This window comes from Ezakiella sp., assembly GCF_034180565.1.
GTDB lineage: Bacteria > Bacillota > Clostridia > Tissierellales > Peptoniphilaceae > Ezakiella.
The window spans coordinates 1-21,052 of record NZ_JAXFOB010000022.1; the positions used below are offsets into that span (position 1 = coordinate 1).

A 21,052-nucleotide genomic window follows, 5' to 3' on the forward strand; every position below is an offset into this window, starting at 1 on the left:
AGTGCTATTAGAGAATATATTGACTGGTATAATAACAAGAGAATAAAGACAAAATTACACGGCCTGTCACCTGTTGAGTACAGGTTACAAGCCGTGTAGTAAACGCGGTTATTTTGTCCGGGTTTGTGGGTGCATGTCATAAGTGGGGTCTTTTTTGATGTGTCTATGTAATTTACAATACAAAAAAAGAAGCCTTTCGGGCTTCTAGAGTATTTGCTTCATCTTTTGATTTTTTATTGCGAGTTTGTATTTTCCCGGAGAAATATTGTAATATTTTTTGAAAGTCACGGAGAAATGCGACTGGCTGCTGAAGCCGCACACATCGCTTATATAGTCGAGACTCTTTGAGCCTTCTATAAGCATTTCCTTCGCTTTTTTTACGCGCAGAGAGTTCAGATACTCGCAAAATCTGTAACCTGTTTTTTCACTGAAAAGTCTGCACAAATAGTTTTCTGTGACATTGTGATTGTCGGATATTTGCTTCAAGGTGACCTTGTTGAAATAATTTTCGTTTATTTCATTTATGACCTCTCTTATGAGCTTGTCGTCATTATTTTGAAGAACTTCGACGGATATGTCCCTGTAAGAATCGAGAATCTCGTTTGAAATCTCGCGAAGAGCTTCGTCTCCCTTTGCTTTTAATATTTTTTCTCTATTGTTTATAAATGTGTGATTGTAGTTTTTTTGGTATTTAATGATGTAAGTTGTATAAAGGAAAGTGTTTAATTCCGTTATATGTAACCTTAAATCTTCTTCGCTGTCAATTTTCGACAATTCTTCGCTCAGCTTTTCTTTGCACAGGAAATATGTCTCAGGTCTTAAAAGTTGACTGATTGCCAAATAATTCATAACATAAAACCCTCCTTTCTTTTTTCTTACTTATATTATATATTAGATGATAAAATTTTTCAAGGTTAGGATGGGCTAACTTTAAAAATATTTTATGTTTATAGAGTTGCGAAATGGGTATAACTATTATATAATAAGAATGAACAATTTCATTGATATATAAGGAGGAAAACTATGAAAGTAAGCGTAATTTATTACACAGAAACAGGAAACACCGAAGCAATGGCAAATGCTATTGTTGAAGGCATCGAAAATGCAGGTGCTGAAGCAAATTTGGTAGATGTAAATGATGCAACAGCTGAAGACATCACAAGCGCAGATGCAGTAGCACTCGGATGTCCTGCAAAAGGTGACGAAGAGATAGAAGACACAACATTCAGACCATATCTCGAAGACAATATGGATGAACTAAAAAATAAAAAAGTTGCAATTTTCGGTTCATATGCATGGAACGAAGGCGAATGGATTGAAACATGGAAAGCTGAAATGGAAGAAAATGGAATCAATCCTATCGAAGCATTGAAAGCATATGACAATCCGGACGACGATGCTATTGAAGAATGCAAGGCACTCGGAGAAAAATTGGCAAAATAAGATTATAGGCATCCCGAAAGGGGTGCTTTTTTATTGGAAATTTATTAGTTTTATTTTGCCGGGTTTTATAAAGAGCATTTTAAATAATTGAGCTGTATTTTTTCTGACAGTTAAATACAAATTTCATAAAATTATTTTTATAAAAGCGAAATTATATAAAAAAACCTTTTTTAAACATGCTATACTTAATATAGTTAGCGAAGACTAACTGATGTTTAAGGAGGCTATTATGAGAGTAACGATTATTTATTGGTCGGGAACAGGAAACACCGCAAGGATGGCTGAAGCAATTCAGCAAGGAGCATCCGAAGCGGGAGCAGAGACAAAGCTTATAAATCTTTCCGCGGGTTTTGACGAAAAGGATTTGGTGGACGCCGACAGAATTGCGCTCGGTTGTCCGGCAATGGGTGCCGAAGAACTCGAAGAAGATGAGTTTAGACCATTTTTCGACAATGCAAAGTCTGTTTTAAAAACAAAACCGGTTGCAATTTTCGGCTCGTATGAATGGAATACGGGCGAATGGATGGTGGATTGGGCTGAAGAATGCACAAATGACGGAATAAGTCTTGTAGGTTCGCTTGCAGCATACGACAATCCTGACGACGAGGCGATAGAAAAATGTATCGCTCTTGGTAAAAAACTCGCGGAGTAACACCTTTTGGAGTTTTAATACGTTCAAATTTAAATTATTTTCCCTATGTAAATTTTGATATAAATATCAAAACTCCTAATATATTTTTTATTACGAAAAAAGAACCTGAGATTTAATTCTCGGGTTCTTTTTCGGTTTCTTCCTCTTTCGTTGCAAGAGAGAAGTATTTTCCTTTTTTATCCATCAATTCGTCGTGCGTACCCATTTCTATAATTCTTCCTTTTTCAAGAACAATTATATTGTCGCAGTGTCTTATAGTGGATAAACGGTGAGCGATAATGAATGAGGTTCTTCCTTCCATAAGGTGGTTAAGTCCTTCTTCGATATGCTTTTCCGTTTCGGTGTCGATCGATGCGGTTGCTTCGTCGAGCACCAATATTTTCGGGTCACGAATGATTGTGCGTGCGAACGTGACGATTTGTTTTTCACCGAGCGAGAGTCCGACGCCTTCACCATTAAGGTGTGTGTCGAGACCTTTTCTTAATCGTTTTAGAATCATTTCACCGCCCGCAAGATTCATCGCATTTATTATTTCATCGTCTGTAAATTTTTCTCCGAGTGTTACATTGTTCCTCAAAGTGTCATTGAAGATAAACGGATCTTGAAGGACAAGCGCCATTTTCTTTCTAAACGATTCTTTCGACAGTTTCGATATATCAGTATCGTCTATCGAGATGACGCCGCTATCCGGGTTATAGAAGCGGAATATAAGGTTTATAATCGAGCTCTTGCCCGAACCGGTGTCGCCGACGATTGCGGTTTTTGATCCGTGCGGTGCGCTTATGTCGATATTGTGAAGAACCGGATTGTCTTTGATATATGAAAATGAAATGTCTTTAAGTTCGACGTCGCCTTTTATGTCATCAATTTCAATTTCGCCGTCAAGTTCATGTTCTTCTTCCATAAATTCAACCAAGTGGTGACTCGAAGCGAGCGCTTTTTCAATGACATTTATTCGCCTCAAAACGCCTTGAATCATATCGTAAATTTTTCCGTTGTAGTTCAAGAGAACGACCATAAATCCGATTGAAATCGTATTTGTACCGTTTAAAAATGAATATCCGGAAATGATTAAGATTAACAGAGTCGAGATGTTTGAAAGCAGGTTTGATATGTTGAACGAAAAGAAAGAGTCAAACATTTCCATTCTCGTTCCGATTTTATATTGCTTTTGATTGAGCTTTGAAAATTCTTCGTTCACGCCGTCCGAAACTCCGTACGCACGGATTAAATCCGAGCCGTGAAGATGTTCATTCAGGTCCGCAACAATTTTTGATTCGCCTTTTCGATATTCGATATTGTATTTTGCGCTGAATTTGTTGTAGACATAGATAAGAAGAATTAAAATCGGAATAGGCAGTGTCAAGATAAGCGCCGCTCTATAGTCGATTGTCAGCACATAAATTATCGAGGCGAGAATGAAGGAGATTGCGGAGAACATTCCGTCAAATCCGAGAAAGAACATATTTTTTATCTCTTCGACGTCTCCGACAATACGTCCGCTTATTTTTCCCACAGGCGTTCTGTCGAAGAACGCGAGCGGAAGGTTAAGAGAGTGGTCGTATAGATCGCGTCTCAAGAAATGGCTCGCCTTGTTTGAAGTTCTTTTGAGTTGGTATTGTTTTAAAAAGCTGATCACATTACTCAAGAGTATCATCAAAAGATATATTGCCGCAGTTGTGAAAAAGCTTTTCGCATCTTTTATTCCGACTTTCGCATCGATTTCCTTGTCGATCAATTTTTGTAAAAAGAGCGGAGTGACAAGTGTCAGAGCCGTTGTTCCGAGTGAGAGAACAACGCCCAACATGAGCGACCACTTGACCGATTTGAAAGTTTTGTAAATGAGTTTCAGTGTGCCTTTTCTAAATGTTTTTTCGTTATAAAGTTTACTCATGGCTGACCTCCTGAATCATGGCTTGTTCATAGAACCAGCCTTTATTATCGAGAAGCTCGTCATAAGTTCCGCTTTCGATAATTTCTCCGTCGTCAAGCACAATGATTTCGTCGCAGTCTTTTATTGCACTTATCTTGTGGCTCGACATGACGACAATTTTGTCGCCCATAAGTTTTTCCAAATTTTCCAAAATGTTTTGCTCAGTCTTGTTGTCAACAGCAGAAAGCACGTCGTCAAGCACGAGCATGTCGACGTCTTTTAAAACGGCACGTGACAAACTGACGCGTTGTTTTTGTCCTCCTGAAAGGGAAACGCCCATCTCGCCGGAGAGGGTGTACACTCCAAGAGGAAGAGAGCTGATATCCTTTTCAAAGTCGGAAACTTTTATCGCGTTTTTCACTTCCACATCCGTCGCATCTCTGTAGAAAGCAATATTTTCTTTTATAGTTTTCGAGTAGAGAAAATGCTCCTGCGGTACGTATCCGATGTTTTTCTTTAAATCATCAAGAGAAATTTCCTTGATGTCCGAGCCATTGATCTTTACCTGACCACTGAAATTCGGATATTCGTTTATAATAACACGTAATAAGCTGGTCTTGCCGCTTCCGGTTTTTCCGACAATTCCATATCTTTTTCCTTTTTGAAATGAAAGATTTATATTTTTTAATCCAAAGTTGTCATTTCCCGGATATGAGAAATAAACATTATTCATTTCGATTTTATCTATGGATTTAATTTTTTCATTGCCCTTATATTCTTTGAAGTCGTCTTCATAGTCAAGTATTTCTCCGATTCTTCTTAGAGAAGTGTTTCCTTCTTTTAATACAACTATCAAATCCGAAAGTCCGAATGCAGGCCATTCGAGAAAATAGAGATAGAGTGAGAAGGTTACAAGTTGACCGTATGAAATATTTCCGTGCTTTATAAGTGATGCACCGACAATAAAAGCTATAATTGAGAAAAAGCCAATCCCTATCTCGGTGACCGGAACATAAAGTGCCGTTAGTTTTGTGAGTCGCAAGTCCTTTGCCAAATTGTCGTCGACGGACTTAAGGTAATTCTCTTTTCTTACTTTGCCGACAACAAAAGCTTTAATAACTTTTATTGCACTCATATCCTCGATTGTCTTTTGGTTTAAAGTGTCCAAACTCTTTTGATATGCTTCGTAGGTCGGGTCATATCTCGTTGAAATCTTTGTGATTATAAAGACCATAACAGGGAGCGCAACCATTGAAATGAGCGCCAAAAGAGTTGAAATCTTCGCCATAGAGATAAATATCAATATCGGAAATATCGCACCGTCTACGACGGTCATAAATCCGTAGCCCACAACATCTGCGACACGCATTGTGTCCGATGTCGACTTGTTAATTATTTCGCTTATAGTATTTCTTTTGAAAAAAACCGGACTTTGAAAAAGCGATTTACTCAAAATCATCTTTTTGAGATTTGCACTTACATAGTAGTAGTTTCTGAATATTATATAATTCCAAATCGCATCTGAGATATAGATAAATATCGACATGAATGAAAGAATATATATATCTTTTATTAGAATCTCTTTCGTTAAAGTTCCGCTTTTTACGAAGTCCGCCATTTCTCCGATGAGCCTCGGAAGAACGATAGAGCCGTAAGACGACAAAATGTTCAGAATGAGCGCAAAGAAGAGAGCGTATCTGTATTTTTTTATTAAATTATAATATTTTTTTATGTTTTTCATAAAACCTCGCGTAAATTATTCTTCGTGATAGACGCAAATCTCGTCAAAGCTGCGACGTTTTTTCGGTCTATCTTTTTCCTCCTTTTGATAACCCAGCGCGATTACAATTGCAACTTTATTTTTGTCGCCGATAATTTCCTGAATCTCTTTTTCTTTGTAAAGCCCGAGAATGCAACTCGAAACTTCAAGCTCAAGAGCTCTGTAGCAAATCGCGGAAACGACAATTCCGATATCTATCGGTACCCAATCGTTGTATTGGGCAAGATTTATAGCTTTTAATGCAATATTTCTTCTGTCTTCAGTTATAACAATAAAAGCAGGCACATTATCTATGAACCCGTTGTACATACCTCTCACTTTTGAAACACGTCTTGCCGCATTTTTAGTGCAAATATGTATCTTATATTGTTGTGAGTTGACAGCAGAAGGTTGTAGTCGTGCTGCGTCAGCAATTTCTTCTAAAATATTTTTATCAATTTCAGTATCCAAAAAATCTCTGCAAGAATATCTTTTTTGGACCAAGTCTCTAAATGTCAATTTTGTCATGCACCTCCAATTTGAAATAGTGTTTTACACACTTTTTATTCTAACACATTTTATTTATTATTACAATTGACGAAACGTAGAGAACCGATAGTTTATTCACTTGAAAATAGAACTGATTTATAATATAATTTAGTAAAGAGATTACTTTTATTTAAAGGAGTATTTATGGAACTGATTTTTATAATAATATTAATTTTATTCAGCGCATTTTTTTCTTCATCTGAAACGGTTGTGACGTCGACGAAGTCATATAAGCTTAGAAAATACATAGATGAAGGAAACAGAAATGCAATTATATTCAACGATTTGATTGAGAATTCCGCAAAAACTATTTCCGCAATTTTGATTGGAAACAATATCGTAAATATTATTGCGCCGAGTATTTCGACACTCTATTTTGTTTCGAAATTCGGATCTAGAGGTGTGACTTATTCTACGATTGTAATGACTATAACTCTTTTGATTTTCGGAGAGATTGTTCCGAAGACATTTGCAAGCAACAACAGTTTAAAATTCGGCCTTTTTGTTGCGCCTATAATAAAGTTTTTTGTGGTCATTTTAACTCCTATAAATATATTTTTCACAGCTCTTACCAAGTTTTTCATAAAAGAGGATGATGGAGAAAAGATAACAGAAGACGATTTGATTGGAATTTTAAATGAAGGCCACGAGGAAGGAATCGTTGAATCATCCGAAAAGAACATGATTGAAAATGTTTTTGATTTAACGGATTCAAAAGCAAGCGACATTATGACACCGAGGACTTCGATTGTCGCAGTGCCAATCGCTATCAGTTACGACGATTTATTGGACATGGTGAAAGATACACACTTCTCGAGACTGCCGGTTGTCGGAGAAAATATAGACGACATTGTCGGGCTTTTATATGTTAAGGATTTGGTCGGACAAAAGAGGGAATCTTTTGATTTAAAGAGCATTTTGAGGCCGGCATATTTTCAGTTTGAGTCCAATTCGAGTTACAAGCTTTTAACGGATTTGAAAAAACACAAGAGTACGATTGCGATTTTGGTCGACGAGTACGGCGGAACTTCCGGACTTGTCACCATTGAAGACATCGTTGAAGAAATTGTGGGTGACATCGACGACGAATATGACGAAGTGAGCACGCCTTTAAGACGCATTTCAAAGGGTCAATATTCCGTTAAGGGCGACATGGACCTTGAAGACGTTAACGATGCGCTGGGAACCAATTTTACAAGCGAGGACTACGAATCAATCGGGGGTTTTGTCATCGGACTTGCCGGGAAATTTCCGAAACGCGGCGAGGTATATTATGCCGATGGATATGAGTTTGTGGTTGAAAGGGCTGCAGGCTGTACAATTTCACGCATAAGAATCAGAAAACAAAAATAGGAAAAGGGGCAATCATGGCTTTTACTCATTTGCATCTTCACACAGAATACTCGCTTCTTGACGGCGAGATAAAGATTGAGGATTTGGTTAAAAGGGCGAAAGAACTTAATATGAAATCGGTTGCTATAACTGACCACGGCAATATGTTCGGCGCGGTCAATTTTTACAAAGCACTGAAAAAAGAAGGAATCAAGCCTATAATAGGCTCTGAGATTTATATATCAAAAGGTGATCACAACAGCAAAACTCCTGAGGACAAGGAGTACTATCACCTTATTTTGTTATGCAAAAATAATGAGGGACTGAAAAATCTGTTTAAGATTTCGACAGAAAGCTGGCAAAACGGATTTTATTATAAACCGAGAGTTAGCCGTGAATTTTTGAGAGAACATAGCGAAGGACTTGTCGCACTTTCTGCATGCCTTAGCGGTGAGATTCAAAGAAAATATTTGAATCGCGATTTGAAGGGGGCAAAGGAAGCTTTTGAATTTTACAAAGAAACTTTCGGCGACAATTTTTATCTTGAAATTCAAAACCACGGGATTCAAGAGGAAGCGTATGTAAAGAAGTTTTTTATGGAGCTTTCGAAAAACACCGGCACAAAAATTGTTGCAACTAACGACTGCCACTATTTAAATAAAGAAGACGCAATGATTCAGGAAATACTTATGGCGATTGCGACCGGAAAGACTTTGCAGGACGAGGACAGGATGAAGTTTGACTCCGATGAGTTTTATTTTAAGAGCGAAGAAGAGATGCTGGAAAGATTTGAGGATATTCCGGAAGCGATTACAAACACCGATGAAGTTGCGGAGAAGTGCAATGTCGAATTTGAATTCGGACACTATCACTTGCCGAATTTCGAAGTGCCGAACGGCGAGGACCACTTTGAATATTTGAAGAGAGTGACGCTTGAAGGTTTGATGGAAAGATATGGAGTTGACGGAAAAATTCCGGAGTCGGTTCTTGAGAGAATGGAGCATGAGCTCGGGATTATCAAGAGTATGGGATTTGTCGACTACTTCCTTATTGTGCAGGATTTTATTTTGTTTGCACAAAGTAGAGGCATTCCGGTCGGACCGGGGCGCGGTTCGAGCGTCGGTTCAATTGTTTGTTATGCACTCGGTATTGTCGACATGGACCCGTTAAAATATGATTTATATTTTGAAAGATTTTTAAATCCGGAAAGGGTCACAATGCCGGATATAGACATCGACTTTTGCTATGAAAGGCGAGGCGAGGTCATCGAATATGTCAGGGAAAAATATGGGGAAAACCAAGTTGCGCAAATTGCAACTTTCGGAACTATGCAGGCGAAGGGTGCGATTCGAGATGTTGGACGCGTACTCGGACTCAATTACAACTTTGTGGACAGGGTTGCAAAGATGGTGCCGTTTGCGCTCGATATGACTATCGACAAAGCATTGGAGCAAAATCCGGAGCTGAAAGAATTTTATGAAACGAACGAAGATGTAAAAAAACTTATAAATTTCAGCAAGCGTATTGAGGGACATGTAAGGCATATTTCGACCCATGCGGCGGGAGTTGTTATTTCAAAAAATCCGCTCGTTGAATATGCACCGCTTGCAATAGCATCGGACATTTTGGTTACACAGTTTGACATGACGACACTTGAAGAGTTGGGACTTTTGAAGATGGACTTTTTAGGACTTCGAACGCTCACGGTGATTGACGATGCAATCAAGATGATTGAAGAAAACTACAACAGGGAAATTTCATTCAAAGATATGTCCCTCACGGATCCGGAAACAATAAAACTTTTCAGAGATGTGGACACAATCGGCGTTTTTCAATTTGAGTCGCCGGGAATGCGAAACTTTTTGAAGGAACTAAAAGTCGAGAGATTTGAAGATTTGATTGCGGCAAACTCGCTTTTTAGACCGGGACCGATGAACTCAATTCCGGATTTTTGCAGGAGAAAAAACGGCGAGGAAAAAGTAAACTACGGGCACCCGATTTTGGAAGAAATTTTGAAGGACACCTACGGGGTCATCGTTTTCCAAGAACAGGTTATGGCAATTGTTGAAAAAGTCGGGGGCTACACGCTTGGACAGGCTGACAATATAAGGCGTGCGATGAGTAAAAAGAAAATGGACGTCATGGAAAGAGAACGTCCGATTTTTGTCGACGGCGCAATTAAAAAAGGTTTCAGCGCCGAACTTGCAAACGGCATCTATGACGATATGATAGACTTTGCAAAATATGCATTTAATAAATCGCACTCGGCGGTCTACAGTCTTGACGCATGGAGAACAGCATGGCTCAAGGTGCACTATCCGAAAGAATTTTTCGCAAGTATTTTGACATCGATTGCAGGAGACCAATCGAAGATGCAACTCTATGTCGACGAAGCGAGAAAATTCGGAGTGGAGATTTTAAAACCGTCTGTTAACGAGTCGAATTGGGCGTTTAAAACTGAAGGAGACGGAGTTAGATTCGGACTGAAGGGAGTTAAAGGTCTCGGAGTGAATACGGTTCGTGCGATTATGACGGCGCGCGAAAAAGGCAAATTCGAAAGCATGAAAGAAATGTTTGATAGAGTTTATTCGATTGATAAAACCGCACTAAATAAACGTTCAATCGAGGCGCTTATTTATGCGGGCGCTTTCGACACTCTGGGGATAAATAGACGAACCGCTCTTAACACATATGATGGAGTTTTGTCGTCGCTTTCACTTGAAAGAAAATCGAATATCGAGGGACAGTTTTCAATGTTCGGCGGGGCGGGAAGCGCGAAAGAACAAACCGCACACTACGAGGAATTTGACGACGACGAGCTTCTTGCAAAAGAAAGAGAAGTGCTCGGAGTTTATGTTTCAAGTCATCCGCTTAGACAATATGAAGATGTGATTAAAAAAGTTGCGTCTACGACGAGAAACGATATTTTTGAAAGCTATGAAGATTATCTTTCAAACGGCGTGCCTATGAAGTTTTCAAGAGTAACTCTTGCCGGATTTATAAAGGAATGTAGATTTACAATCACAAAAAAGAATGAAAAGATGGCAATCTTGAACTTCGAAGATTTAACGGGGCTTATTGAAGCGGTCGTTTTCCCGTCACAGTATGCAAAGCTTCAAAGATATATAAGAACAGGTACGAAGATTGTAATTCGCGGGACTATAAATTACAGTGATGTTAGAGAGCCGAATATAATTGTGAACGATATCGAGCCTTTGTCATTGATTGACAAGGTTTATATAAGGGTAATAAAAGGGTGTGGAGACACGGTTCTCGACACGGCGAAGGATTTTATAAGAAGAAATCCGGGAACGTCGGAAGCGGTTTTCTATTTTGAAGAAACAGGCGAGAGCGGAGTTTTTCCTGAGGCAGCGAATTTAAATGCGACAAAGGAAAATCTCGAAAGTTTAAAGAAAATATTGGGAGAGGCGAATGTAAAAGTCGCGGAATAGATATGAAAAGAATTGCAATTTTAACAAGCGGCGGCGATGCACCGGGCATGAACGCCGCGATAAGAGCTGTTGTAAGAACGGCTATTTACAACAATATAGAAATTTACGGCGTTAAGATGGGATACAACGGTCTCATTAACGGCGACATATTCAAGATGGAGCTATCGAGCGTTGCGGATATAATTCACAGAGGCGGTACAATTTTGGGCACTGCAAGGTCGGATGAGTTTATGACGGACGAGGGAAAACAAAAAGCGGTCGAAACGCTCAAACAAAACGGGATTGAAGGCGTTGTTGTAATCGGCGGAGACGGAAGTATGAGAGGGGCACTTGCTCTTCACAAACTCGGCGTAAAAACGATTTCTATTCCGGCAACTATTGACAACGATTTGGGCTATACGAATTATACAATCGGATTTATGACGGCGCTTGAAACAGTTGCGGACGCAATCAGTAAACTGCGTGACACTTCATCGGCGCACGGAAGGGCAAATATTGTCGAAGTTATGGGAAGAAACTGCGGAGACATTGCGCTTTATTCCGGACTTGCCGGCGGTGCGGAAACGATTTTCGTTCCGGAAGAACCCGTGAATATTGAAGAACTTGTTTCAAAGGCGATAAGCGGAAAAAAACGTGGAAAAAGGCACCATATTATTGTGGTTGCCGAAGGCTCGGCCGACACGTACAAGTTGAGGGATGCTTTTGAGGAACGTACAGGAATAGAAACCAGGGTTACCGTTTTGGGGCACGTCCAACGAGGCGGAACTCCGACGGTTTTTGATAGAATTTTGGGAAGCGGAATGGGACACGAGGCGGTCACGCTTTTAAAAAACGGCGAGTCGGGATTTTCGCTTGGAATGAACGGGAATGAAATTTTTAAGATGGAAGTCGAAGAGGCACTTCAAAAGAAGAAAATTTTCAACTCGAAATTACTCGACATTGCAAAAATATTGTCTATTTAAAATAGGAGGGGTATTTTGAAAAAAACAAAAATCGTTGCAACAATAGGTCCCGCTTCGGATTCGGAGGAGATGCTCGAAAGACTTATAAATCTCGGAGTGAATGTTATGAGACTTAATTTTTCTCACGGCACACACGAGGAACACGCTCTTCGAATCGAAAGGATAAAAAAAGTTCGAGAAAAACTAAATGTGCCGGTTGCAATAATGCTTGACACGAAGGGACCGGAAATAAGAATCGGAGTTTTTAAAAACGGCAAGATATTTATCAACCAAGGACAAAAGTTCACACTTACAACCGAAGAGGTTGAAGGCGATGAGACGAAAGTTTCGGTTTCATATAAAGAAATTTCAAATGATGTGGTTGTCGGCGGTCGAGTTTTGATTGACGACGGGCTTGTCGAATTTAATATTGTCGACAAAGACGAAAAGAATGTGCATATGGTCGCCGTAAACAGTGGCGAACTCTCCGACAGAAAAGGAGTTAACATTCCGGATGCGAAGGTGAAACTTCCGGCGCTTACGTCAAGCGACATAAGCGATATAATTTTCGGAATAAAAAATGACGTCGACTATATTGCCGCAAGTTTTATAAGGACTAGGGAAGACGTGCTATCGATAAGTAGGATTCTCGAGGAGAATGACGGATACAAAATCGGAGTTATTTCGAAAATCGAAAACAGAGAAGGCGTTCACAATATGGATGCGATTCTCGAAGTTTCCGACGGGATAATGATTGCGAGGGGAGACCTTGGAGTCGAGATAAATCCGGAAGAAATCCCGCACGTTCAAAAAGAACTCATAAAAAAATGCAACGAAGCCGGAAAAATTTCAATCACGGCGACGCAGATGCTCGATTCGATGATAAGAAATCCGAGACCGACGAGAGCGGAAGTGATGGACGTTGCAAATGCAATAATTGACGGAACAAGCGCAGTTATGCTTTCGGGCGAGACGGCTGCGGGAAAATATCCGGACAAATCGGTCGATATGATGGCGAGAATTGCGATTTCGACCGAAGACGGCGAGGAATACAGGAGAGTTTCGGGAATGTTTGCGGAAAAGCATTCGCTCGGCATTACGAACTCGATTGCAAACAGCGCCGTTAATATTGCGAACAATTTGGGAGCGAGTGCGATTATAAGTCTTTCAAAAAGCGGCGGGACTGCAAGAGCGATTTCGAAATTCAGACCGCAGACGGATATAATTGCAATAACTCCGAGCGAAAGGGCTTTGAGAAAACTTTCACTCGAATGGGGAGTATATCCGATTTTGGTGAATGAAGATAAAGATGCGGACAAAATTTTTGATGAAGGCATCAATAAATGCATGGGAAATATATTAAAGGAAGGAGATCTCGTAGTTTTAACAGCAGGTTTGCCGGTTGGAAAAAGCGGTTCGACCAATATGCTTAAAGTCGAGATATTGTCAAAGATGTTAGGAAAAGGAATGGGAATCGGGACCGGAAAGGTTACCGCAAGAGCAGTGATTGCAAATTCTGCGGAAGAGTTGTTGAGCGATTTTAAAGACGGAGATATTATTGTTACAATCGGCATGGAAAGAGATATGGTTTCATTTGCCGGAAGAGCCGGGGCAATTGTTACAGAAGAGGGCGGGCTTACAAGCAGCGGTGCAATAATCGGGCTTAATTTAAAAGTGCCGACAATTGTCGGTGTCGCCGATGCGACGAAGAATATTAAGACGGGAGACATTATAACTGTCGATATTAAGACCGGAGAAATTTTTAAAGGGGAGATTGAACATGAGTAAAGTTGTTTATATTGTAGGCTCACTTAGAAAAGATTCGTACAACAAAAAATTGGCTGAAAGAATGCAGGAAGTGACGGGTGGAGAGGTGATAGTTTTAAACGATATGGTTTTTATGAACGAAGACCTTGAAGCAAATCCGCCGAAAGTTGTAAGCGATTTAAGAGAAAAAGTAGTTGCTGCGGACAGAGTTGTCTTTGTAAGCCCGGAATATAATTACACAGTTCCGGGAACTCTCAAAAATGCAATCGACTGGCTGAGCCGTCCATATGGCGACAACAAACCGGCAATCGTCGGCAAATCTGCAGCGGTTTGCGGAGCATCACTTTCATTTATCGGAACTGCAAGAATGCAAAAGGATTTAAAGGGAATTTTGGCAATGCTTGGAGTGAAATTTTATCCGAAGGACTTGTTTGTTTCAATAAATATGGAAACGGGCACTTGGGATGAACAAACAGACGAAAGAATTGTTTCTTTCGCGGAAGGACTTTAAATGAGACAAAGTTGGGATGAATATTTTATGGATATTACAAGAAAAGTCGCGGAAAGGTCGACATGCGACCGTGCATTTGTCGGTTGCGTTCTTGTAAATTCGGACCATAGAATTGTTTCGACAGGATACAACGGAAGTGTAAGCGGCAACCCACACTGCATTGACGTCGGTCACACCATGAGAGACGGACACTGCATTGCAACTATTCACGCCGAGATGAATGCGCTTCTTTATTGTGCAAAGGAAGGCATTTCAGTCAAAGGTTGCACCGCCTATGTTACGCATTTTCCATGTCTAAATTGCACGAAGAGTCTCATTCAAGCGGGCATAAACAGAATTGTTTATGAAAACAGTTACAGAATCGACGACTATGCACTTCTGCTTTTAAAGAGAAACAATATTGAAGTTTTAAAAGTTGAAAGTTAATGATTTAATCGGAGCGAATTTTTTTGCTCCGATTTTTTAAAAGCCTGAAAAATATTTTTTAAATTAAGAATTTTTTCTATTTTTCTATTGACAAAATTTTTCGGTTCGTGTAAAATATATAGAAAAGTTAAATTGAAAGACAGAATTTTGTTTGTTTTGAGGAGGTATTATGCTTAAAGGAAGAAATTATATCGACCCTACGAATTTCAGTATGGCCGAGCTAGACGAAGTTATGGATTTGGCAAAAAAAATTAAAGAAAACCCTGTTGATTACCTTGACGTTTGTAAAGGCAAATTATTAGCAACTCTATTTTATGAGCCCAGCACGAGAACCAGATTTTCATTTGAAGCAGCCATGTTAAGACTTGGCGGCGAAGTTATTGGTTTTTCGGAGCCGGGCTCATCTTCTGTTGCGAAGGGCGAATCTTTGAGAGATACAATAAGAACAGTAGGCTCATATTCCGACATTATCACAATGAGACATCCAAAAGAAGGTGCTCCGAATTTCGCTGCAGAATTCACATATGTTCCGCTCATTAACGCAGGAGACGGTGGACACCAACACCCGACTCAAACTCTTACGGACTTGTTCACAATAAGAGAAAGCAAAGGCAGACTTGACGATTTGACAATCGGTCTTTGCGGCGACTTGAAATTCGGAAGAACTGTTCACTCCCTTATAAAAGCTATGAGTATTCACAAAAATATTAAATTCATTTTGATTTCTCCTGAAGAACTTCAAGTTCCGGACTATTTCAAAGCGACGGTACTCGATGCAAACAATTTGGAATATGAAGAACACATAAAACTCGAAGATGTAATCGACAGACTTGATGTTTTATATATGACGAGAGTTCAAAAGGAAAGATTCTTCAACGAAGTCGATTATGTACGTTTGAAGGATTCATATGTACTTGATTTGGAAAAACTTAAAAATGCAAAATCAGATCTTGCAGTTCTCCATCCGCTTCCACGTGTAAATGAAATCGCATACGAAGTTGATGAGGACCCAAGAGCTTGGTATTTCAGACAAGTTAAGAACGGTATGTTTGTTAGAATGGCACTTATTATGAAATTGTTGGGGGTAGAAAAGAATGCTTAGTATAAATTCAATTAAAAGAGGAATAGTTATCGACCACATTCACGCCGGTCTCGGTCTAAAAATATTTGATTATTTGGGATTAAGAGATGCAGATTTTACTGTTGCGCTCATTATGAATGCACAAAGTGAAAGAATTGGGAAAAAAGACATAATCAAAATTGAAAATGTTTTAGACATCGATTTATCGGCACTAGGTTTTATCGACCCTGAAATCACAGTCAATGTTATTGAAGACGAAAAAATTGTAAAGAAGATAAATCTTAAACTCCCTGAACATGTTGAAGGCGTTTTGGAATGCAACAATCCAAGATGTATCACAAGCGTTGAAAGAGGAATGAAACAAAGTTTCACTCTTGTTAACCCGGAAACAGGCACATATCGTTGCGATTACTGCGACCATTTGATGAGTAAAAAAGATGTCTATAAATAGATTATTTAAGAGCGTGGAGGAAAGGGGCCCGATTTGCGTAGGATTGGACCCGAATCCTTTACATATGCCAAAATGTTTGGAAGATAAGCCGATCTACGAAAAGATTTTTAATTACAATAAAATGATAATTGACGCCACAAAGGATTTGGTCGCATGCTATAAGCCACAAGCCGCATACTATGAAGCGCTTGGCATTGAAGGCATGAGAGCTTTAAAAAGCACCAACGAATATATAAGAAAATGTGGTATAATAATTATAAACGATGTAAAGAGGGGAGATATTTCTTCGACTGCAAAGGGATATGCCGATGCATATTTCTCAGGAGATTTTGAAGGAGATATTATGACTTTGAGTCCATATATGGGACTCGATTCAATTGAGCCATATTTGGAATATGTCGAAAAGAATGACAAGGGACTTTTTGTAATTATAAAGACTTCAAATCCGGGCAGCCACGATTTTGAGGAGATTGATGTCGACGGCAAACCTTTTTACAGTATCGTCGGTGATAAAATTCAAAAGATGGCGGGAAATACGGTTGGAGAATGCGGCTACAGAAAAGTCGGCTTTGTTATCGGTGCGACTAATAAAGCATCAGGCGAAGCTGAATTTATAAGAGAATGCTTCCCGGACACATTCTTTTTGATTCCGGGCTACGGTGCACAGGGCGGCGGAGCTACGGATGCGATGAGTCTACTTAAGGACGGTAACGGCGGAGTTGTAAATTCTTCGAGAGGCATTATTAGAGCATTTGAAAAGTCGGACAAGGATTTCGAAGAAGCAACCCGTGAAGCTGTTTTAAAAATGAGGAGGGATTTTAATGTCGGGTTATAATTCATATAAGATTAGCGAAATCAGACATTTAAACGATGAAATTTTTGTTATGGCGGTTGAGGCGGATGTAACTGTTGAGCCGGGACAATTTTTTATGCTTAGAGAACCGGACACAACAGATCCGATGATGGGTCGTCCAATCTCGGTTTCCGATTATAAAGACGGAAAATTATATTTTTTAATACAAATTATGGGAAAAGGCACGGAAATTTTTTCAAGAAAGAGAGCCGGAGACGAAATTTTAATGATGGGTCCTCTCGGCAACGGGTTTAAACCTGTGGAAGGAAAATGCGCTTTGCTTGCCGGAACTGCAGGCATCGCACCGCTTTTATATCTTGCAAAAAAACTTTCTGTAAAACCTGACCTTTATGTCGGCTACAGAAGCGGAAGTTACTATACTGAAGAATTTAAAGACTATGTGGACAATATCTACATTGCAACGGAAGACGGAAGCGTTGGTCACAAAGGATATGCACTCGATTTACTCGATGCGGAAAAATATGAAATGACTTATGTTTGCGGTCCGATGCCGATGGTTAAAGCTACAGTTAAAAAATGCCCGGATGCGGATATGCAAGTGAGCCTTGAAGCATATATGGGCTGCGGATTTGGAGCATGCATGAGCTGTCTTTGCGATACAATTGGCGGTCGCAAGGGAATTTGCAAAGCGGGTCCGGTATTTTCAGCTAAGGAGTTGATTTTTAATGAATAAGTTAGAGACGATGTTTCTTGGAACAAAATTAAAAAATCCGGTCTTGACGGCGAGCGGAACTTTCGGATTCGGCGATGTTTTTGAGCAATTTTATGACGTTAAAAGACTTGGCGGAATTATCGGAAAAGGTTTGACTCTAAATCCAAAGAGAGGAAACGAAGGTCAAAGAGTTTGGGAAACCGCTTCGGGAATGATGAACTCAATCGGGCTTGAAAATCCGGGAGTTAAGCATTATATCGAGGTCGAACTTCCGAAGATGAAAACGGTGAACGACTATGTCATTGCAAATATGGGCGGCAACTCAATCGAAGACTATGTGGAAGGGGCGAAACTTCTCGATGAATCGATTGCAGATGCGATTGAACTTAATATTTCGTGTCCTAATGTAAAAACGGGTGGAATGGCTTTTGGAATAAGATGCGAAGATGCAAGAACAGTTGTTTCTGAAGTTAGAAAAGCTGTTAAGAATAAACCGCTCATAATAAAGCTTTCACCGAATGCCGAAAATATTGTTCAATTGGCAAAGACTATGGAAGAAATCGGAGCCGACGGAGTTTCCCTTGTAAACACTTTCAATGCTCTTGCAATTGATGTAAGAACGAGAAAGCCACGCTTCAACAATGTGACAGCCGGTCTTTCGGGACCTGCAATAAAACCGATTGCGCTCAGAATGGTTTATGAAGTTTCGAAGAATGTAAATATTCCGGTTATCGGAATCGGCGGAATTGAAAATTACAAGGATGCGCTCGAATTTATTATGGCAGGTGCAACTTTGGTTGAAATAGGTTCTGCAAATTTGTATAATCCAATGACTGCGATAAATGTGGTCGAAGGATTGGAAAAATATGCGGAAAAAGAAATAGATAAAAACATTGAAGAAATTAGAGGCTGTATTTGGAGGTAAAAATGACAAGAGAATCTGAAATTGTAGAATTATTAAAAAAGAGAGAAGCACTACTTCACGGACATTTCGGGCTTTCAAGCGGCAAGCACTCAAATGTTTATGTTCAATGCGCACTCGCAACTGAGTATGCTGAAGATGCTGAAAAGATTGCGCATGCAATAAAAGAAAAACTTGAAGAAAATAACATTCATCCTGATGTTGTTGTGGGTCCTGCAATGGGTGGAATAATCATCGGTTACGAACTCGCAAGAGCACTCGGAGTAAGATCAGTTTTTGCCGAAAGAAAAGAAGGCAAGATGTGTCTTAGAAGAGGATTTAAAATTGAAAAGGGCGAAAAAGTTTTGATTTGCGAAGACGTTGTAACGACCGGAAAATCATCACTTGAAACAGCAGCAGTAATCGAAGAACAAGGCGGAGAAGTTCTTGGAATCGGCGCAATTGTCGACAGAACAAAACAAACTCCACCGCTACCTGTTTTTGCTGCAATCAAACTCGAAGCTGATATTTATGAACCGGAAGACTGCCCACTTTGCAAAGAAAATGTGCCGATGGTTCAACCCGGAAGCAGGTTTCTTAAAAAATAATGTCGGGAATTGATATTGTTAAGATAAATAGAATAATTGAATTGATTGAAAGACGAGGTCTTGACTTCGTTCAAAATATGCTGAATACCCGCGAGGAAAGTCCTGAGACTCTTGCGGGCATTTTTGCATCAAAGGAAGCTCTTGGAAAACATTTAGGAAGCGGCATAAATAAAAACATTTTGGGAAATTCAATTATTTTGAAAGATGAGAAGGGAAAGCCGTCAATTGTTTTTGAGAATTTGAGATACAATTTGTCAATTTCGCACGACGGAGACTATGCAATTGCAATTGTTACGGGGGATGGTGAAATTATGGTTGATAAAGATTTATTAAAACTTCTTCCGACAAGACCGTCAAATGCAAACAAAGCGACATTCGGGAGACTTGGAATTGTTGCGGGGCAAAAAGGTATGATCGGATGCGCAAAGCTTTCGTCAAGGGCGGCGATGAGAGCGGGAGCGGGATATGTATATCTTTTCTCGGAAGAAGAGAATAAAACCGCACTTGAGATATGTCTTGATGAAGAAATAATTATGGGTAGAGAAGATATTTTATTTTTCTGCTCTATTGACGCGCTCGCAGTCGGTCCGGGAATTGGATATTCGTCGGAAGAATATATGAAAAAATTATTTTCTTATATCGCCGAAAGAAATATAAGGACGGTTCTCGATGCAGATGGGCTGTATTACTTAAAAAAATTCGGAAACGTCGGAATGAACCAACTTATAATCACTCCGCATCCTATGGAGGCGGCGCGACTTCTTTCAAAAGATGTTTCATATATTATGAAAAATAGATTAAAATCTGCCGAAGAGATATCGCAAAAATATTCCTGTGATGTTATAATAAAGGGAGAGGGTTCCTTGGTTTATAATAAAAATGGAGAATATTATATAAATAAATCCGGAAACAACGGTCTTGCAACTGCAGGAACGGGCGATGTATTGACCGGAATTATCGGCGCTTTTCTTGCAAACGGTTGTGACACATTTAGGGCAGGAAAGCTTGGAGTTTATTTTCACGGACTTTCGGCGGATATTATGGCGCAAAAAATATCGAAGCGTTCCATGATTGCAAGCGACATTATCGAGGGACTTAAATATGTTTTTATGGAGGAAGACGATGCTTAATTACAAAAAATATATTTTATATTCGCTCATAACAATTCCTGTGTACACTTTTTTCTGTTATCTCACGAAGAGAACGGTGGACCCCGTCATAGGCGGTCTTTTGGTTGGGGGAGTTGTACTTTTACTCTCTTTTATAGATTTAAGAAAGATAAAAAAAGATTTTGCTTCGATGAAATCGCATGTGAATGAATACAAACTCAGTCAAGATGCGGAAATTTTTATAAGCAAACAATTAAAACTTTTAAATGAAACGAAAGTTCCGTCAATCAAAAATATGATTATGTTAAATATTGCAGGAGCATATATAACACAAGGCGACAATGTCGACGGGAAAAAATATTTGGATGCTTTAAATCTGAACGATTTCGACAGAGTGAATTTTAAAAATGCTGTTTTAAATAAACTACTTCTTCTTTATAAAATCAATGAAGATGAAGAAGCGAATATTCTTTATGACAGTGTTTTTAAGGAAGATTATGAAAAAGGCGGACAGCTTTTTAAGACTGTAAAAATTTTAAGATTTCAAGGGGATGTTCCGGAAGGAATAAAGGCGCTTTCCAAGTTGAACATGGAAGAGGGCTCGGAAATTTATAGAGAAGTCATTAAAATGGCTAAGGAAATAATTTTAGAAAATATAAAATAGAGGATAA

At 39.4% G+C, this 21,052-nt stretch carries 21 protein-coding genes; 17 read left to right on the forward strand and 4 right to left on the reverse strand.

Features of this window, described 5'->3' with window-relative positions; all coding sequences use genetic code 11:
* Window positions 1-99: IS3 family transposase (locus SPI61_RS04525; RefSeq protein ID WP_321136885.1), on the forward strand; the 99-nt coding region annotated here is incomplete at its 5' end.
* A 105-nt stretch (window positions 100-204) separates the two neighbouring features.
* Here SPI61_RS04525 and SPI61_RS04530 read toward each other — a convergent pair.
* Window positions 205-849 (reverse strand): AraC family transcriptional regulator, encoded by a 645-nt coding sequence (locus SPI61_RS04530; protein WP_321136932.1) that lies wholly within the window; start codon window positions 847-849, stop codon window positions 205-207.
* A 174-nt stretch (window positions 850-1,023) separates the two neighbouring features.
* On the opposite strand from SPI61_RS04530, the gene SPI61_RS04535 reads away from it, so the two are divergent.
* Together SPI61_RS04535 and SPI61_RS04540 are read left to right on the forward strand one after the other, a co-directional pair.
* A complete protein-coding gene (locus tag SPI61_RS04535; protein WP_321136933.1) occupies window positions 1,024-1,443 on the forward strand; it encodes a flavodoxin in 420 nt (139 codons plus the stop codon).
* 226 nt (window positions 1,444-1,669) lie between these two features.
* A complete protein-coding gene (locus SPI61_RS04540) occupies window positions 1,670-2,095 on the forward strand; it encodes a flavodoxin (protein WP_321137082.1) in 426 nt (141 codons plus the stop codon).
* Between the two features lie 112 nt (window positions 2,096-2,207).
* Here SPI61_RS04540 and SPI61_RS04545 read toward each other — a convergent pair whose 3' ends face one another.
* From SPI61_RS04545 to SPI61_RS04555, 3 genes are read right to left on the reverse strand one after another with little or no spacing between them, the layout of a single operon-like run.
* Window positions 2,208-3,989: an ABC transporter ATP-binding protein gene (locus SPI61_RS04545; protein ID WP_321136934.1), complete on the reverse strand. Its 1,782-nt coding sequence runs from the start codon at window positions 3,987-3,989 to the stop codon at window positions 2,208-2,210.
* Window positions 3,982-5,709 carry an ABC transporter ATP-binding protein gene (locus SPI61_RS04550; protein WP_321136935.1) on the reverse strand — a complete coding sequence of 576 codons (1,728 nt, stop codon included), beginning with the start codon at window positions 5,707-5,709 and terminating at the stop codon, window positions 3,982-3,984. Before SPI61_RS04550 ends, SPI61_RS04545 begins: the two co-directional genes overlap by 8 nt.
* Window positions 5,710-5,724: 15 nt before the next feature.
* A complete protein-coding gene (locus tag SPI61_RS04555) occupies window positions 5,725-6,255 on the reverse strand; it encodes a nitroreductase family protein (RefSeq protein WP_321136936.1) in 531 nt (176 codons plus the stop codon).
* 165 nt (window positions 6,256-6,420) lie between these two features.
* Between SPI61_RS04555 and SPI61_RS04560 the strand changes: the two genes are divergently transcribed.
* The 14 genes from SPI61_RS04560 to SPI61_RS04625 all read left to right on the forward strand — a co-directional run bounded on the left by SPI61_RS04560 (window position 6,421) and on the right by SPI61_RS04625 (window position 21,045).
* Entirely contained in the window at window positions 6,421-7,629 is a 1,209-nt protein-coding gene (locus tag SPI61_RS04560) for a hemolysin family protein (protein ID WP_321136937.1), read from the forward strand.
* A 14-nt stretch (window positions 7,630-7,643) separates the two neighbouring features.
* Complete coding sequence (locus SPI61_RS04565; RefSeq protein WP_321136938.1) at window positions 7,644-11,060, forward strand: DNA polymerase III subunit alpha; 3,417 nt, start codon at window positions 7,644-7,646, stop codon at window positions 11,058-11,060.
* Window positions 11,061-11,062: 2 nt separating this feature from the next.
* Window positions 11,063-12,022 carry a 6-phosphofructokinase gene (gene pfkA / locus SPI61_RS04570; protein WP_321136939.1) on the forward strand — a complete coding sequence of 320 codons (960 nt, stop codon included), beginning with the start codon at window positions 11,063-11,065 and terminating at the stop codon, window positions 12,020-12,022.
* A 15-nt stretch (window positions 12,023-12,037) separates the two neighbouring features.
* The gene (gene pyk, locus SPI61_RS04575) at window positions 12,038-13,789 is read left to right on the forward strand and encodes a pyruvate kinase (RefSeq protein ID WP_321136940.1); all 1,752 of its coding nucleotides are present in this window, start codon (window positions 12,038-12,040) and stop codon (window positions 13,787-13,789) included.
* On the forward strand, window positions 13,782-14,279 hold the full coding sequence (locus SPI61_RS04580) for an NADPH-dependent FMN reductase (RefSeq protein WP_321136941.1): 498 nt from the start codon (window positions 13,782-13,784) through the stop codon (window positions 14,277-14,279). The genes pyk and SPI61_RS04580 overlap by 8 nt, the downstream gene beginning before the upstream one ends.
* Window positions 14,280-14,705 carry a cytidine/deoxycytidylate deaminase family protein gene (locus tag SPI61_RS04585; RefSeq protein ID WP_321136942.1) on the forward strand — a complete coding sequence of 142 codons (426 nt, stop codon included), beginning with the start codon at window positions 14,280-14,282 and terminating at the stop codon, window positions 14,703-14,705.
* 169 nt (window positions 14,706-14,874) lie between these two features.
* A complete protein-coding gene (gene pyrB, locus SPI61_RS04590; protein ID WP_321136943.1) occupies window positions 14,875-15,807 on the forward strand; it encodes an aspartate carbamoyltransferase in 933 nt (310 codons plus the stop codon).
* Window positions 15,800-16,237, forward strand: coding sequence for an aspartate carbamoyltransferase regulatory subunit (locus SPI61_RS04595; RefSeq protein WP_034546107.1), 438 nt, complete (start codon window positions 15,800-15,802; stop codon window positions 16,235-16,237). Before pyrB ends, SPI61_RS04595 begins: the two co-directional genes overlap by 8 nt.
* The gene (pyrF, locus tag SPI61_RS04600) at window positions 16,224-17,072 is read left to right on the forward strand and encodes an orotidine-5'-phosphate decarboxylase (RefSeq protein ID WP_321136944.1); all 849 of its coding nucleotides are present in this window, start codon (window positions 16,224-16,226) and stop codon (window positions 17,070-17,072) included. The genes SPI61_RS04595 and pyrF overlap by 14 nt, the downstream gene beginning before the upstream one ends.
* Window positions 17,059-17,784 (forward strand): dihydroorotate dehydrogenase electron transfer subunit, encoded by a 726-nt coding sequence (locus tag SPI61_RS04605; RefSeq protein WP_321136945.1) that lies wholly within the window; start codon window positions 17,059-17,061, stop codon window positions 17,782-17,784. The genes pyrF and SPI61_RS04605 overlap by 14 nt, the downstream gene beginning before the upstream one ends.
* Window positions 17,777-18,688, forward strand: coding sequence for a dihydroorotate dehydrogenase (locus SPI61_RS04610; protein WP_321136946.1), 912 nt, complete (start codon window positions 17,777-17,779; stop codon window positions 18,686-18,688). The genes SPI61_RS04605 and SPI61_RS04610 overlap by 8 nt, the downstream gene beginning before the upstream one ends.
* Window positions 18,689-18,690: 2 nt before the next feature.
* Window positions 18,691-19,272, forward strand: coding sequence for an orotate phosphoribosyltransferase (gene pyrE, locus SPI61_RS04615; protein WP_321136947.1), 582 nt, complete (start codon window positions 18,691-18,693; stop codon window positions 19,270-19,272).
* On the forward strand, window positions 19,272-20,402 hold the full coding sequence (locus SPI61_RS04620) for an NAD(P)H-hydrate dehydratase (RefSeq protein ID WP_321136948.1): 1,131 nt from the start codon (window positions 19,272-19,274) through the stop codon (window positions 20,400-20,402). The genes pyrE and SPI61_RS04620 overlap by 1 nt, the downstream gene beginning before the upstream one ends.
* The gene (locus tag SPI61_RS04625) at window positions 20,395-21,045 is read left to right on the forward strand and encodes a hypothetical protein (RefSeq protein ID WP_321136949.1); all 651 of its coding nucleotides are present in this window, start codon (window positions 20,395-20,397) and stop codon (window positions 21,043-21,045) included. The genes SPI61_RS04620 and SPI61_RS04625 overlap by 8 nt, the downstream gene beginning before the upstream one ends.
* Window positions 21,046-21,052 lie beyond the last annotated feature (7 nt).

Bases quoted from the DNA above. Each gene is read 5' to 3' on its own strand.
- SPI61_RS04545 (WP_321136934.1), bottom strand. From the start codon at position 3,989: ATGAGTAAACTTTATAACGAAAAAACATTTAGAAAAGGCACACTGAAA.
- pyrE (WP_321136947.1), top strand. From the start codon at position 18,691: ATGACAAGAGAATCTGAAATTGTAGAATTATTAAAAAAGAGAGAAGCA.
- SPI61_RS04620 (WP_321136948.1), top strand. From the start codon at position 19,272: ATGTCGGGAATTGATATTGTTAAGATAAATAGAATAATTGAATTGATT.
- SPI61_RS04565 (WP_321136938.1), top strand. From the start codon at position 7,644: ATGGCTTTTACTCATTTGCATCTTCACACAGAATACTCGCTTCTTGAC.
- SPI61_RS04605 (WP_321136945.1), top strand. From the start codon at position 17,059: ATGTCGGGTTATAATTCATATAAGATTAGCGAAATCAGACATTTAAAC.
- SPI61_RS04585 (WP_321136942.1), top strand. From the start codon at position 14,280: ATGAGACAAAGTTGGGATGAATATTTTATGGATATTACAAGAAAAGTC.
- SPI61_RS04595 (WP_034546107.1), top strand. From the start codon at position 15,800: ATGCTTAGTATAAATTCAATTAAAAGAGGAATAGTTATCGACCACATT.
- SPI61_RS04555 (WP_321136936.1), bottom strand. From the start codon at position 6,255: ATGACAAAATTGACATTTAGAGACTTGGTCCAAAAAAGATATTCTTGC.
- pfkA (WP_321136939.1), top strand. From the start codon at position 11,063: ATGAAAAGAATTGCAATTTTAACAAGCGGCGGCGATGCACCGGGCATG.
- SPI61_RS04550 (WP_321136935.1), bottom strand. From the start codon at position 5,709: ATGAAAAACATAAAAAAATATTATAATTTAATAAAAAAATACAGATAC.
- pyrF (WP_321136944.1), top strand. From the start codon at position 16,224: ATGTCTATAAATAGATTATTTAAGAGCGTGGAGGAAAGGGGCCCGATT.
- SPI61_RS04625 (WP_321136949.1), top strand. From the start codon at position 20,395: ATGCTTAATTACAAAAAATATATTTTATATTCGCTCATAACAATTCCT.
- SPI61_RS04580 (WP_321136941.1), top strand. From the start codon at position 13,782: ATGAGTAAAGTTGTTTATATTGTAGGCTCACTTAGAAAAGATTCGTAC.
- SPI61_RS04560 (WP_321136937.1), top strand. From the start codon at position 6,421: ATGGAACTGATTTTTATAATAATATTAATTTTATTCAGCGCATTTTTT.
- SPI61_RS04530 (WP_321136932.1), bottom strand. From the start codon at position 849: ATGAATTATTTGGCAATCAGTCAACTTTTAAGACCTGAGACATATTTC.
- SPI61_RS04535 (WP_321136933.1), top strand. From the start codon at position 1,024: ATGAAAGTAAGCGTAATTTATTACACAGAAACAGGAAACACCGAAGCA.
- pyrB (WP_321136943.1), top strand. From the start codon at position 14,875: ATGCTTAAAGGAAGAAATTATATCGACCCTACGAATTTCAGTATGGCC.
- SPI61_RS04610 (WP_321136946.1), top strand. From the start codon at position 17,777: ATGAATAAGTTAGAGACGATGTTTCTTGGAACAAAATTAAAAAATCCG.